At 60.4% G+C, this 12,414-nt stretch carries 13 protein-coding genes; 4 read left to right on the top strand and 9 right to left on the bottom strand.

Features of this window, described 5'->3' with window-relative positions; all coding sequences use genetic code 11:
• A partial coding sequence (locus Q0K15_RS08945; protein WP_294515442.1) for an integrase core domain-containing protein occupies positions 1-216 on the top strand: 216 nt, incomplete at its 5' end.
• A 95-nt stretch (positions 217-311) separates the two neighbouring features.
• Here the strand turns inward: Q0K15_RS08945 and Q0K15_RS08940 are convergent.
• The gene (locus tag Q0K15_RS08940) at positions 312-638 is read right to left on the bottom strand and encodes a helix-turn-helix transcriptional regulator (RefSeq protein WP_294515440.1); all 327 of its coding nucleotides are present in this window, start codon (positions 636-638) and stop codon (positions 312-314) included.
• Between the two features lie 137 nt (positions 639-775).
• Here Q0K15_RS08940 and Q0K15_RS08935 point away from each other — a divergent pair, with 137 nt between their 5' ends.
• From Q0K15_RS08935 to Q0K15_RS08925, 3 genes are all read left to right on the top strand, one after another.
• Entirely contained in the window at positions 776-928 is a 153-nt protein-coding gene (locus Q0K15_RS08935; RefSeq protein WP_294515438.1) for a hypothetical protein, read from the top strand.
• Positions 929-1,534: 606 nt separating this feature from the next.
• Complete coding sequence (gene thrS, locus Q0K15_RS08930) at positions 1,535-3,295, top strand: threonine--tRNA ligase (protein ID WP_294515435.1); 1,761 nt, start codon at positions 1,535-1,537, stop codon at positions 3,293-3,295.
• A gap of 83 nt (positions 3,296-3,378) precedes the next feature.
• Complete coding sequence (locus tag Q0K15_RS08925; protein ID WP_294515433.1) at positions 3,379-4,317, top strand: type II CAAX endopeptidase family protein; 939 nt, start codon at positions 3,379-3,381, stop codon at positions 4,315-4,317.
• A 47-nt stretch (positions 4,318-4,364) separates the two neighbouring features.
• On the opposite strand, the gene Q0K15_RS08920 is transcribed toward Q0K15_RS08925, so the two are convergent.
• The 8 genes from Q0K15_RS08920 to Q0K15_RS08885 form a co-directional block, all read right to left on the bottom strand.
• Positions 4,365-5,048, bottom strand: coding sequence for an LrgB family protein (locus Q0K15_RS08920; RefSeq protein WP_294515431.1), 684 nt, complete (start codon positions 5,046-5,048; stop codon positions 4,365-4,367).
• On the bottom strand, positions 5,048-5,404 hold the full coding sequence (locus Q0K15_RS08915) for a CidA/LrgA family protein (RefSeq protein ID WP_294515429.1): 357 nt from the start codon (positions 5,402-5,404) through the stop codon (positions 5,048-5,050). The genes Q0K15_RS08920 and Q0K15_RS08915 overlap by 1 nt, the downstream gene beginning before the upstream one ends.
• A 245-nt stretch (positions 5,405-5,649) precedes the next feature.
• Positions 5,650-6,792 carry an acyl-CoA dehydrogenase family protein gene (locus tag Q0K15_RS08910; protein WP_294515426.1) on the bottom strand — a complete coding sequence of 381 codons (1,143 nt, stop codon included), beginning with the start codon at positions 6,790-6,792 and terminating at the stop codon, positions 5,650-5,652.
• 249 nt (positions 6,793-7,041) lie between these two features.
• Entirely contained in the window at positions 7,042-8,388 is a 1,347-nt protein-coding gene (locus tag Q0K15_RS08905) for a GntP family permease (protein WP_294515424.1), read from the bottom strand.
• Between the two features lie 108 nt (positions 8,389-8,496).
• Positions 8,497-10,053 carry a CoA-transferase gene (locus Q0K15_RS08900; protein ID WP_294515422.1) on the bottom strand — a complete coding sequence of 519 codons (1,557 nt, stop codon included), beginning with the start codon at positions 10,051-10,053 and terminating at the stop codon, positions 8,497-8,499.
• A 244-nt stretch (positions 10,054-10,297) separates the two neighbouring features.
• Positions 10,298-11,077, bottom strand: a complete 780-nt coding sequence (locus Q0K15_RS08895; RefSeq protein ID WP_294515420.1) for an enoyl-CoA hydratase-related protein — start codon at positions 11,075-11,077, stop codon at positions 10,298-10,300.
• A gap of 278 nt (positions 11,078-11,355) precedes the next feature.
• Positions 11,356-12,237, bottom strand: coding sequence for a MaoC/PaaZ C-terminal domain-containing protein (locus Q0K15_RS08890; RefSeq protein ID WP_294515418.1), 882 nt, complete (start codon positions 12,235-12,237; stop codon positions 11,356-11,358).
• Between the two features lie 33 nt (positions 12,238-12,270).
• Positions 12,271-12,414: acyl-CoA dehydrogenase family protein (locus Q0K15_RS08885; RefSeq protein WP_294515444.1), on the bottom strand; the 144-nt coding region annotated here is incomplete at its 5' end.

Genomic DNA, 12,414 nt, shown 5'->3' with positions numbered 1-12,414 from the left:
ATTACGCCGTCTATGTCAAGACGTGGAAACCCTTATGACAACGCTATGGCGGAAAATTTCTTTTCCATCCTCAAGACTGAATGTATCTACCCCCATAAACCGGCCACGTTCTGCGAGGCCAATGAGATGATTGACCGCTACATCCATTTTTACAACCACGAGCGCATCCAGCTAAAAACTGGAGTGGCGCCGCTCACGCTGCGCCACTCAGCCTAAAACTTCATCTTTCCCCACATTGAGGCCTTTTTGTGCTGTCCGCACAAGATGGGGCAGTTCAAAGGCTCCACGTCTTTTTTGCTCAACAGGGAAGGTCAGAGGGACTGCTGCTTGAGCCAGGTGAGGAGGCTCCCGGCCAGCTCCAGGTGCTTGTCGTCCATATCCCGCAGCAGTTCGGCCACCTCACGCCAGCGATCCCCGGTGTCCCGGGCCGTGCCCACCAGAAACTCGTCCGGCGTGGTGTCCAGCGCCAGCGCCAGACGCATGATGACCTCGGTGGAGGGGATGGATTTTCCGGTCTCAATACTGGAAAGATATTTGTCTCCCAAATCAGCCAATTCTTCCACAGTCGCTTGCTTTAATCCCAAATGTTTTCTCCGACGAGCGATTCGTCGGCCAATTTCCTTATAGTCAAGTTTCATCTCGCACCTCCATAGGTCAAGCATATGAAAAACTGAGGCAGCATAAACATGCTGTTAGCGGGATTTTGGCTTGAAAAAAGAAAAATGAGGTTTACAATAGAAATATAGCTTGTAGCACGAATGTGGGGGTGTGAAACATGGAGGACTTGTATCAAAAACTGTATCATATGCTGTTCAATGTCTGCACCGACTGTATCGATGCCCTGGAGGAAGGGGAATATGCAAAAGCCCACAGCATTTTGATCCAGGCGCAGCGGACCTGTGAGGAGGAATATATCTCCCGGGAGTAGCCGCCGCATCCCCTTGACAGGGCCCGCTTTTGGTGATATAGTAACCCCATTAAAATGGCATCGACGGAGAAGAACCCGCAAAGGCGGCACCCAGAGAGGGACACAGATGGTGAAAGTGCCCTGTGTGCGCGGCGGCGGTACCACTCCTGAGCCGCCCGGGAAAGGACCGGGACGGGACCCGCCCGTTACAGTGGGACACAAGCGGCAAGATGTCAGAGCTGTACTGCCGGGCGCTCCGCGCTTCGGTGTCACGCTGCGCGCCCTCCGCGACGGCCAACTGTTCCCCGCTCCGCCGAAAATACCGCCGGGCTTTGCCCGCCCTGTTTTTCGGTCTGCGCGGCTCACTGTTGTCCTGCTCCCGGGCGCTCCGCGCTTTGGTGTCACGTTTCGCCTGCTCGCAACGCACGGCTTCCCTCCGACTCGGGCTGGTGTCCGGGGCCTGTGGCCCCTCCCCTCGCCCTCGCTCCGGTCCATCCGTGCTGCTCGCGACGGCTCAAACGCTTCTTGCAAGCAGGGTGGAACCGTGGGACTTTCGTCTCACCCCTGAATCATCATCAGGGGTGGGGCTTTTTTATTGCCTGCCCCAGAATACTAGGAGGAATTACCATGGCAGAAGAAAACAAAGAGTTTAGCTTTGAGAACCCCGAATACCGCCAGACCTACTGGCATACCTGCTCCCACATCATGGCCCAGGCCGTCAAGCGGCTGTGGCCCGAGGTGAAGCTGGCCATCGGCCCCTCCATCGACGAGGGCTGGTACTACGACATGGACGCCCCCTTTGCCTTCACCCCCGAGCACCTGGAGCAGATCGAGGCCGAGATGAAGAAGATCTGCAAGGAGAAGCTGAAGCTGGAGCGCTTTGAGCTGCCCCGGGCCGAGGCCCTCAAGCTCATGGAGGAGAAGGGCGAGCCCTTCAAGGTGGAGCTCATCAACGACCTCCCCGAGGACGCCCACATCTCCTTCTACAAGCAGGGTGAGTTCACCGACCTGTGCGCCGGTCCTCACCTGGATTCCACCGGCCGGGTGAAGGGCAACGCCCTGAAGCTGACCGCCTGCAACGCCGCCTACTGGCGGGGCGATTCCAACCGGGAGACCCTCCAGCGCATCTACGGCATCGCCTTCCCCAAGAAGGACGAGCTGGACGAGTACCTGGCCCGGATCGAGGAGGCCAAGAAGCGGGACCACCGCAAGCTGGGCAAGGAGCTGGGCCTCTTCATGCTCCGGGACGAGGGTCCCGGCTTCCCCTTCTTCCTGCCCAAGGGCATGGTGCTCAAGAACACCCTGCTGGACTACTGGCGGCAGGTCCATAAGCGCTACGGCTATGTGGAGATATCCACCCCCATGATGCTCAACCGCCAGCTGTGGGAGCGCTCCGGCCACTGGGACCACTATAAGAACAACATGTACACCACCGTCATTGACGATGTGGACTTCGCCATCAAGCCCATGAACTGCCCCGGCGGCATGCTGGTCTACGCCAGCGAGCCCCATTCCTATAAGGAGCTGCCCCTCCGGGTGGGCGAGATCGGCCTGGTCCACCGCCACGAGCTCTCCGGCGCCCTCCACGGCCTCTTCCGGGTGCGCTGCTTCAGCCAGGACGACGCCCACGTGTTCATGACCCGCGACCAGATGCAGGACGTCATCCAGGAGACCGTCCGCCTCTTCGACGAGGTCTACTCCACCTTCGGCCTCTCCTACACCATCGAGCTCTCCACCATGCCCGAGGACCACATCGGCACCGTGGAGGAGTGGGAGCTCAACCAGGACATCCTGAAAAACGCCATTACCGCCATGGGCAAGGAGTTCGTCATCAACGAGGGCGATGGCGCCTTCTACGGCCCCAAGCTGGATTTCCATCTGGCCGACTCCCTGGGCCGGACCTGGCAGTGCGGCACCATCCAGCTGGACTCCCAGCTGCCTGAGCGCTTCGAGCTGGAGTATATCGGCGAGGACGGTCAGAAGCACCGCCCCGTCATGATCCACCGCGTGGTGCTGGGCTCCATCGAGCGCTTCATCGGCGTCATCACCGAGCACTTTGCCGGCGCCTTCCCCGCCTGGCTCTCCCCCGTCCAGGTGAAGGTCCTGCCCGTCACCGACCGTGCCGCCGAGTACGCCGACCAGGTAGCCAAGGACCTGGACGCCCAGGGCTTCCGGGTGGAGGTGGACCACCGCAGCGAGAAGATCGGCAAGAAGATCCGCGAGGCCACCATGGAGAAGGTCCCCTATATGCTGGTGGTGGGCGACCGGGATATGGAGAACGGCACCGTCTCTCCCCGTCACCGCACCGGCGAGGACCTGGGCGCCATGTCCTGCGCCGACTTTGCCAAGCTGCTCCACGAGGAAGTGGACACCAAGGCCATCAAGTGATAAAATAACCCATATGCGGCGGGCCCCGGCTTGTGCCGGGGCCCGCTTTTTACCTATGCTGTTGGAAAAGGAGGAGCGCCCATATGGAGGAGCTCTGGGAATTTTTTGCGGGGGAGGAGGCCCGGCGGTACCGCCGTACCTTCTCCCGGGTGGGAGTGGCCATGCTGGCTATGATCCTTCTGCCGGTGGGGGTCCAGCTCCTGCTGCAGTATCTGATCCTGTCACAGGCGCCGGCCCTGCTGGAGGATGCGCTGGTGCCCTACCTTATCTCTGCCGCCGCCACCTACCTCATCGGCTTCCCGGCGGCCATGCTGGTACTGCGGACCGCCCCGCTGGAGTGTCCGGACCCAGAACGGCAGCGGCTGAACGGCGAGAACTGGGCGGGAATGTGGCTGCTGGCCACCGGTTGGCTCTATCTCGCCAACATCGTCACCCTCTCCCTGATGGATGCGCTGGCCGCCCTGCGGGGGGAGCCCATCTCCAACCCCTTGGACGCCATGGGGGACCTTCCCGTGGCCTTCAATCTCATTTACAGCTGCCTGCTGGCACCGGTGTGTGAGGAGCTGTTCTTTCGGTGGATGCTCCTCCGGCGGCTGCGGCCCTGGGGCGACGGCTTCGCCCTGTGCGCCTCCGCCCTTCTCTTCGCCCTGGTCCACGGAAATCTCTATCAGATGATCTACGCCTTTGCCGTGGGCATGGTCCTGGGGGGCATCCTGCTCCGCACCGGCAGCATCAAAGGCTGTATGCTCCTCCACGCCGGGGTGAACTTCGTCTCCGCCGGGCTCCTGCCTCTGGGTGGGCTTATGGGGGAGACGGGCAACCTGGTTCTGGCCATGCTGGTGCTGGTGTCCATGCTGTGGGCCCTCTACTGGACCTTCTTCCGCCGCCGGGCCGAGCTGATCGACTTTGCCGATGGGACCAGCTGGGGCGACGGTGAGACCTGGGGACACTTTTTGGTGAATCCCGGTATGACCCTCTTTGTACTGGCGCTCATCTGGATCATGTGGCTGACCATGCGGTAAAACACAAAGACCGCCCCGGCTGTTGCAGCCGGGGCGGTCTTTGCATGTTATGGAGCGATGAGCAGGGAGAAGAGCACGGTGAGGATGCCGCACACGCCGATGGCCAGGCCGCTCATGGCGCCTTCGGTCTCACCCAGCTCCAGGGCCTTGGAGGTGCCCACGGCGTGGGAACAGGCGCCGATGGCCAGACCGGCGGCCACCGGGTCACTGATCCGGAATACCTTGACCAGAAGAGGGGCCAGAATGCTACCCAGGATGCCGGTGATGATGACCGCCACCACGGTGATGGCCTGGATGCCGCCCAGACTCTGGGAGACGCTGATGGCGATGGGGGTGGTCACCGACTTGGGCAGCAGGGAGACCATGATGGTCTGGTCCAGCCGGAACAGCCGGCACAGGCCGTAGATGCTGCCCATAGAGGTGAGGGAGCCCACGGTGCAGCCCACCAGAATGGGGAGCCAGTTCTCCCTGAGCAGCTGGATGCGGGTGTAGATGGACACCGCCAGGCAGGCGGTGGCGGGGGCCAGGAACATGTTGATAACGGCGCCGCCCTGGTCATAGGCCTCGTAGGGAATCCGGCAGACCAGCAGCACGGCGGACACCAGCACGATGGCGATGAGCAGCGGATTGCACAGCTCCAGGCCGGTCCGCCTGCGGATCCGGACCCCGATGAGAAAGGCCACAATGCTCAGGGAGATGCCGAAAAAGGGAGACGAGAACAGTTCAGACATCAGGATTTCCTCCGATCCATGAGACGGCGGGTGAGACGGACGGCATAGGCGGTGACCGCAAAGGTGAGAACAGTGCTCACCACGCAGATCACCAGAAGCGGCAGCAGGGCGCTGGCCAGCACGTCAAAATAGTTGATGACGCTCACCCCGGCGGGGATGAAAAAGAAGGCCATGTTGGAGAGCAGAAAATCGGACTTCTCCCGAATGTGGTCCACCCGCAGGACCCCGGACAGCAGCAGGAGCAGCAGGACCATGGCAATGACGCTGGCGGGGAAGGCGATGGGAAGCAGGGCCTCAATGATCTGGCTGACCCAGCATATGGAAAAAATGATGGCAATTTGTATGATGATCTTCATGAGACCTCAGCTCCGGATTTTGAATCTTGCACAAGATTATAAAACGGTAGGACCAATTTGTCAAACCAAGATTCACCCTGTTTTTGACCATATAATCGTGCAATGTGTGCAAAGGCGCGGGTGCGCCGCCCAAAGTGGGCGGCGCATAAAATATGGCCGGACGATCTGATCAGGATCGTCCGGCCATTGCGTTGGGGTAAAAGTGTGTTGGGTAAAGGATGGAAGGAAACGAAGGGAAGAGGGGATTAGCGGAAGATCTGGCCGCTGATGACCAGCTTCTGGATCTCGTTGGTGCCCTCGTAGATCTGGGTGATCTTGGCATCGCGCATCATGCGCTCCACGTGGTAGTCCTTCATGTAGCCGTTGCCGCCCAGGAGCTGGACCGCCTCGGTGGTGACCTCCATAGCCACGTTGGTGCAGGTCATCTTGGCCATGGCGGCGGGCACGGTGTAGGGCTGGCCCTCCTCTTTGCAGATGGCGGCCTTGTAGAGCAGCAGCTCAGCGGCCTGGATCTTGGTCTGGAGCTCGGCCATCTTGAAGGCCAGGTACTGCTGCTTGCAGATGGGCTTGCCGAACTGCTCGCGCTCCATCATGTACTTCCGGGCGATCTCAAAGGCGCCCTTGGCAATGCCCAGGCCCTGGGCAGCCACGCCGATGCGGCCGCCGTCCAGGGTCTTCATGGCCAGCTTGAAGCCCTCACCGGGCTGGGCGATCATGTTCTCGGCGGGGACGCGGACGTTGTCCAGGTGCATGTCGGAGACGTGGGCGGAACGGATGCCCATCTTGTTCTCCACCTTGCCCACGGTGAAGCCGGGGGTGCCCTTCTCCACCACGAAGGCCGCCATGCCCTTGGTGCCCAGAGCGGGATCGGTGAGGCAGTAGATGACGGTGTAGTCGGCCAGAGGGCCGTTGGTGTTGAAGCACTTGGAGCCGTTGATGATGTAGCTGTCGCCGTCCTTGGTGGCCACGGTGCGCTGACCGGCGGCGTCGGAACCGGCGGTGTGCTCGGTGAGGCCGAAGGAGCCGATCTTCTCACCGTAGGTGATGGGGGCCAGGAACTTCTTCTTGATCTCCTCAGGGGCGGAGGAATTCATGATGCTGCCGCCGTAGAGGGAGGTGTCCACGGAGAAGGCGATGCCGAAGGAGGCGTCCACCTTGGAGATCTCCTCCACAGCCAGGATATAGCTCAGGTAGCTGCCTCCCAGGCCACCCACCTCGGTGGGATAGGGGAGACCATAAATGCCGGTCTTACCGAATTTCCGGAACGCCTCCAGGGGGAACTCGCTGCTCTCGTCCCGCTCCAGAACGCCGGGGAGAAGATCCTTTTCCGCAAACTCTCGGGCGAGCTGCTGGATCTGCTGCTGGTCTTGTGTGAGGGTAAAGTTCATGGTCGACACATCCTTTCATTTGATCGCGGTTGATGTTACATGTGTGGTGGGAAAAATGGTGTGACACTTGAAGCAGGGATGGTATAGTTCTAGATAAAAATAGTTTTGATACAGAACTATTGTAATTACAATGTACCACTGTGCAGCGACGCTGTCAAGCTGGAGATATCCACATTTTTAAAGGCAAAAATTTGTATAAAAAAACAGGAGGCGACGTACGTCGTCTCCTGTTTTTTGGCATAAAAGCTGTTACAGACCCATGGAAGCCAGAGCGATGAAGATGAAGCAAGTGATGAAGGGAATGGCGATCTGGGTGATGGCGATGTCGAAGTAGGCTTCCTTGTGGGTGCACTTGCAGATGCCCAGCAGGGTGATCTGAGCGCCCTGGTGAGGCAGGGTGTCCAGGGTGCCGGCAGCGATGGCGCCGATACGGTGGACGTACTCGAAGTTGGCGCCCAGAGCGGCGTAGACGTCCTTCAGGGCGTTGAAGGCCACGCCCATACCGCCGGAGGCGGAGCCGCAGGCGCCGGCGCACACGGCCACGGTGATCATGACGAAGATCAGGGGGTTCATCTCCAGCTTCTGGAGGCTGGCCACCAGATCGGTGAAGCCCTGGGTGTTCTGCACCACGCCGCCGAAGCCGACGACGATGGCAGTGTTCAGGATGGACACGCCGGAGTCGGCAGCGCCCTTGTTGAAGACCTTGACCCAGCCGGTGATGCCGCCCTCGATACGGGGGAAGAAGAGGATGACGGCCAGGACCACGCCGGCGAACACGGAGGTCTCAACGGGGAGACCTGCACCGTTGAAGAGAGGCACGTTGAAGAGGACCAGGATGACAACAATGGGAATCAGAGCCACGATGGGGTTGGGCAGGACCTCGTTGGGATCGTCCTCCTGCAGCTCCTCGGGGGAGAGCTGAGTCCGCATACGGTCATCATGGAAGTAGAAGCCCCGCTTGGAGAAGGCGCGGGCACGGTACTCCAGCCACACGAAGATCATCACGAAGGAGGCCACGGTGGCGATCAGGGAGGGCACGAAAGCGGCGGTGGGAGTGGTGCCCAGGATGTCGATGGGGATAACGTTCTGGATGGAGGGGGAGCCGGGGCCATACATGGACCAGGTCCAGCAGCCGGCGGAGATGGCGGCGGGGATCAGGCGGCGGGTCAGGTTGGCGGAGCGGAACATCTGGAGGGCGATGGGGTAGATGACGAAGAAGACCACGAAGCCGGAGATGCCTCCGTAGGTCAGCAGGCCGGTGATGCACATGATGATGGGGGCCACAAATTTACCCTGGCACATGCCGGCCAGCCATTTGGCGATGGACTTGGCAGCGCCCGTAAACTGATAGACAGCACCGAAGATGGCGCCCACGAAGAACACCAGGAAGTAGCTTGAGACGTAGTTGGCTGCGGCAGGCATGAACTGCGTCTTCAGGCCATCCAGGATGGCGATGTCCTGTCCCGCAAAGATGGGGGTAAAGATCAGCACGAAGCAGGTGACCAGAGGAGCCAGGATCAGTGCGGAAATACCGCGGAAGGCCAGCACACCGAACAGGATGATGGCGATGAATAGGATTAGGATTCCCCAGTTCAAAGGAAAGTCCCCTTTCTATCTCAGTCTCAACAATAGGAACGGGCTCGGGAAACGGTCTGTTCCCGAAGGGAAGGGGGGCTCCGGAGGCCGGAGCCCCTCATGCCGGGATCACTTCAGGCCCATGAGGCCGTCGTGGAAGATGCGCTCGTCCATGAGCTTGGGGCCGCCCTCTTCCATCTTGGGGGTAAAGCCCATGAGGTCGATGACCTGCGTCTGCACGTCGATGCCGGGGGCCACCTCGGTGAGATAGACGCCGTCGGGACGCAGCTCAAAGACGGCGCGCTCGGTGATGTACTTGACGGGCTGGCCGGTCTTGTTGGCATAGGCGCCGGAGAAGGTGATCTGCTCCACGGTATCGATCATCTTCTGCTCGCGGCCCTCCTGGTCGATGACCAGCTTGCCGTCCTCCACATGGGTCTTGATGCCGCCGGCGGTGAAGGTGCCGCAGAAGAAGACCTTCTTGGCGTTCTGGGTGATGTTCACGAAGCCGCCGCAGCCGGCGATCCGGGGACCAAACTTGGAGACGTTGATATTGCCCTCCTTGTCGGCCTGAGCCAGACCCAGGAAGGCCAGGTCCACGCCGCCGCCGTCATAGAAGTCGAACTGATAGGGCTGGTCCAGAATGGACTCCACGTTGACGGAGCCGCCGAACTTGGGGCCGCCCTGAGGCACGCCGCCCACGGGGCCGGCCTCCACGGTGAGGGTCATGTAGTCGCCGATGCCCTCCTCGTTGGCCACCATGGAGATGTACTCGGGGATACCGATGCCCAGGTTGACCACCTTGTCGGGCTCTAGCTCCATAGCGGCACGGCGGCCGATGATCTTCTTGGCGCTCATGGGAGGATACTCCAGGCTGCCCAGAGGCACACGGAAGTCGCCGGTCATGGAGCCGTCGTACTCGCAGCCCTGGCACTGGGCGTGGTCTTCCTTGTTCTCGCAGATAACCAGCGCATCCACGTAGATGCCGGGGATCTTCACCAGCTTGGGGTCGAGGCAGCCGTTCTGGACCACCTTCTCCACCTGGACCACCAGCTTGCCGCCAGAGTTCTTCACGGCCTGAGCGATGGAGGTGGCCTCCAGGGTGCAGCACTCGTGCTCCAGGGTCACGTTGCCGTTCTCGTCGGCGTAGGAGCCGCGGATGAAGCCCACATCAAACTTCAGGGCCTTGTAGAGGAGCTTCTCCTCGCCCAGAATGTTCACCACTTCCACGATGTCCTCGGTGGTGACGGAGTTGAGCTTGCCGCCCTCGATCCGGGGATCGGCGAAGGTGTTCAGGCCAACGTGGGTGATGTGGCCGGGCTTGTGGCCGGCAATGTCACGATAGAGCTGGGACAGGGTGCCCTGGGGCAGGTTGTAGGCCTCCAGCTTGTTGGCGTTGATGAGCTTGCCCAGCTCGGGGACCATGTTGTAGTGGCCGCCGATGACGCGCTTGAGCATACCCTCGTGGGCGAAATGGTCGGCGCCGCTGCCGTCACGGTTGCCCTGGGCGGCGGCATAGAAGAGGGTCAGGTTCTTGGGAGAACCGGTCTCCAGGAAGCGGGCCTCCAGAGCGCGGTTCAGGGCCTCCGGCATGGCGCTGGCCACAAAGCCGCTGGTGGTGATGATGTCGCCATCCTTGACGAGCGCGGCGGCCTCCGCAGCGGAGATGATAGGTTTCTTGGACATGAGTGATCCTTCCCTTCCCATAGTGTAGACGGCGGCGGAACCAACAACTTACCGCCGCGTCTGTACGGTGAAAAAGCCCGGCCCGGAGCTCCTGGTTGAGGAACACCGGGCCGCCATCCCCAAACGGGGAGGGCCGGTCCCGGATGTATCCTCTCGGCGGGAGGCTCCGGGCCGGGCGCGGTCACAGGGATTCTTGTACCAGCGTCCCGACGCTTGCGCAGGACTGGTACGCGGATGTATCAGCTTACTTGCCGATGAAGTGCTTCTCCTTGCGCTTCTCCAGGAAAGCGGTCATGCCTTCCATCTTGTCGGCGGTGGAGAAGCTCAGGCCGAACAGGTTGGCCTCCAGCTTCAGGCCGCTGTCCAGATCGGTGTCGGAACCGGTGTTGATGGCCTGCTTGGCCAGAGCCACGGCCAGAGGACCGTTCTTCATGATGCGGCCGGCCATGGCCTTGCAGTAGTCGATGAGCTCGGCCTGGGGCACCACGTGGTTGGCCAGACCCATACGGAAGGCCTCGTCGGCGCTGATCATGTCGCAGGTGAAGATGAGCTCCTTGGCACGGCCCTTGCCCACCAGACGGGGCAGACGCTGGGTGCCGCCGAAGCCGGGCAGGATGCCCAGGCCGCACTCGGGCTGGCCAAACTTGGCGTTGTCAGAGGCCACGCGGATGTCGCAGGCCATGGAGATCTCGCAGCCGCCGCCCAGAGCGAAACCGTTCACAGCGGCGATGGTGACCTGAGGCATATTCTCCAGACGACCAAAAGCCTCACGGGCCAGCAGACCCATCTTGCGGCCCTCGGCGGGAGTGGCGTTGACCATCTCAGAGATGTCGGCGCCGGCCACGAAGGACTTCTCGCCGGAACCGGTGAGGATGACCACCTTGACATCGTCGTTATTCTCCAGCTCGGCCAGGCAGGTGTTCAGCTCGGCCAGAGTCTCGCTGTTCAGAGCGTTGAGGGCCTTGGGACGGTTGATGGTCAGCAGGGCGATCCCGTTTTCCACTTCCAGAAGCAGGTTGTTCATAACAAATTACCTCCCACAAATTTGACCTTCGGATACTGCCTTTTAATGGTTTGGATAACTCCAAAACCAGTTTCCGCCTCCAGGATATAGCATCTTTTGGCCAAAGTCAATAATCTTTTGGCACTATTGCACGTAAATCTTTTTTGGAGCGGATTTGATTTTATCCAATATTTCTTTCCAATTCAATTAGTTTTGTGAAAAAATAATTCGTTTACAATACTATTTAACGTAAAATGGCAATGGAAAAGGCCACACCAATTTTTTCGACAGAATTTGGATTAAGCCCACTCAAAAACGCCGCGGTTGAGGACAGCCTTGCCGGTGTTCTTGTCAATGAAACGGAAATAGGCGGTACCTTCGTCAATTTTCCAGATCTGGGTCTGGACCGGCGTGTCGGGGAGGAGGGGGCTGCTCATCTGGGCGGCCATGCGTTTGGCGCGCTCCGGCTGGCCGGGGATCAGCTTGTCGATCATCATGCGGCAGGCGAAGCCGAAGGAGCACAGACCCTGAACGATGGGCTGGTCAAACTTCATGTTCTTGGCGTACTCGGGGTCCACGTGGATGAGGTTGGTGTCGCCGGTGAGGCGGTAAAGGAGGTTCTGCACCGGAGTCACATAGTCGTCCACGGCGAAATCGGGCTCCCGCTCAGGGATGACCACAGGGCTCTTGGGCATGGGCTTGCCGCCGAAGCCGCCCGCCTCGTGGAAGAAGGTGGTGGAGTAGTTGGTGCAGACCAGGTTGCCGGCTTCGTCCCGGACGTCGATCTTGGTCTTGACCACGGCGCCCTTGCCCTCGCCCCGGTCGTATACGTCCACGATCTGGTCCTGCCACTGGAAGGTGCCCTTGATGGCGTCGATGGGCCGATGCCAGATGATCTCGTGGTCCATGTTCAGGAATGCAATGGTGGGCTTGATGAGCTCATCCGCCAGCATGGAGGCGGGCAGCGGCATCCACTGATAGGGCCGGACGTTGACGGTAGCCCAATAGGGGACCGCGCCGTAGGTGGGGATGGCTTTGAGGTACTTTTCGTAGTAGTAGGCCAGATCCTCCTTGTGGGCGCCCACAGCCAGGTTATAGAGGGCCACATCCCGCCAGTTGTACTCTACGTAGCGGGGCTCCATCTTCATGCCAATCAGCTGGTTGAGATCGATTTTTTCCATAATACGCACCCTTTCCTTTCTGTCTCCCAAATGTTATTTGAGCAGCTCTCTGGAGATGACCACCTTCTGAATCTCGGAGGTGCCCTCGTAGATGGGCACGATGCGGGCGTCGCGGTACATGCGCTCGATGGGGTAGTCCCGCATGTAGCCGTAGCCGCCGTGGATCTGGAGGGCCTT

It is taken from the genome of uncultured Intestinimonas sp., assembly GCF_944387245.1.
GTDB lineage: Bacteria > Bacillota > Clostridia > Oscillospirales > Oscillospiraceae > Intestinimonas.
This window is presented reverse-complemented; position numbering and strand designations above follow the sequence as displayed.

Coding starts and splice junctions, on each gene's coding strand:
- Q0K15_RS08940 (WP_294515440.1), bottom strand. CDS start 638: ATGAAACTTGACTATAAGGAAATTGGCCGACGAATCGCTCGTCGGAGA.
- Q0K15_RS08935 (WP_294515438.1), top strand. CDS start 776: ATGGAGGACTTGTATCAAAAACTGTATCATATGCTGTTCAATGTCTGC.
- thrS (WP_294515435.1), top strand. CDS start 1,535: ATGGCAGAAGAAAACAAAGAGTTTAGCTTTGAGAACCCCGAATACCGC.
- Q0K15_RS08925 (WP_294515433.1), top strand. CDS start 3,379: ATGGAGGAGCTCTGGGAATTTTTTGCGGGGGAGGAGGCCCGGCGGTAC.
- Q0K15_RS08920 (WP_294515431.1), bottom strand. CDS start 5,048: ATGTCTGAACTGTTCTCGTCTCCCTTTTTCGGCATCTCCCTGAGCATT.
- Q0K15_RS08915 (WP_294515429.1), bottom strand. CDS start 5,404: ATGAAGATCATCATACAAATTGCCATCATTTTTTCCATATGCTGGGTC.
- Q0K15_RS08910 (WP_294515426.1), bottom strand. CDS start 6,792: ATGAACTTTACCCTCACACAAGACCAGCAGCAGATCCAGCAGCTCGCC.
- Q0K15_RS08900 (WP_294515422.1), bottom strand. CDS start 10,053: ATGTCCAAGAAACCTATCATCTCCGCTGCGGAGGCCGCCGCGCTCGTC.
- Q0K15_RS08895 (WP_294515420.1), bottom strand. CDS start 11,077: ATGAACAACCTGCTTCTGGAAGTGGAAAACGGGATCGCCCTGCTGACC.
- Q0K15_RS08890 (WP_294515418.1), bottom strand. CDS start 12,237: ATGGAAAAAATCGATCTCAACCAGCTGATTGGCATGAAGATGGAGCCC.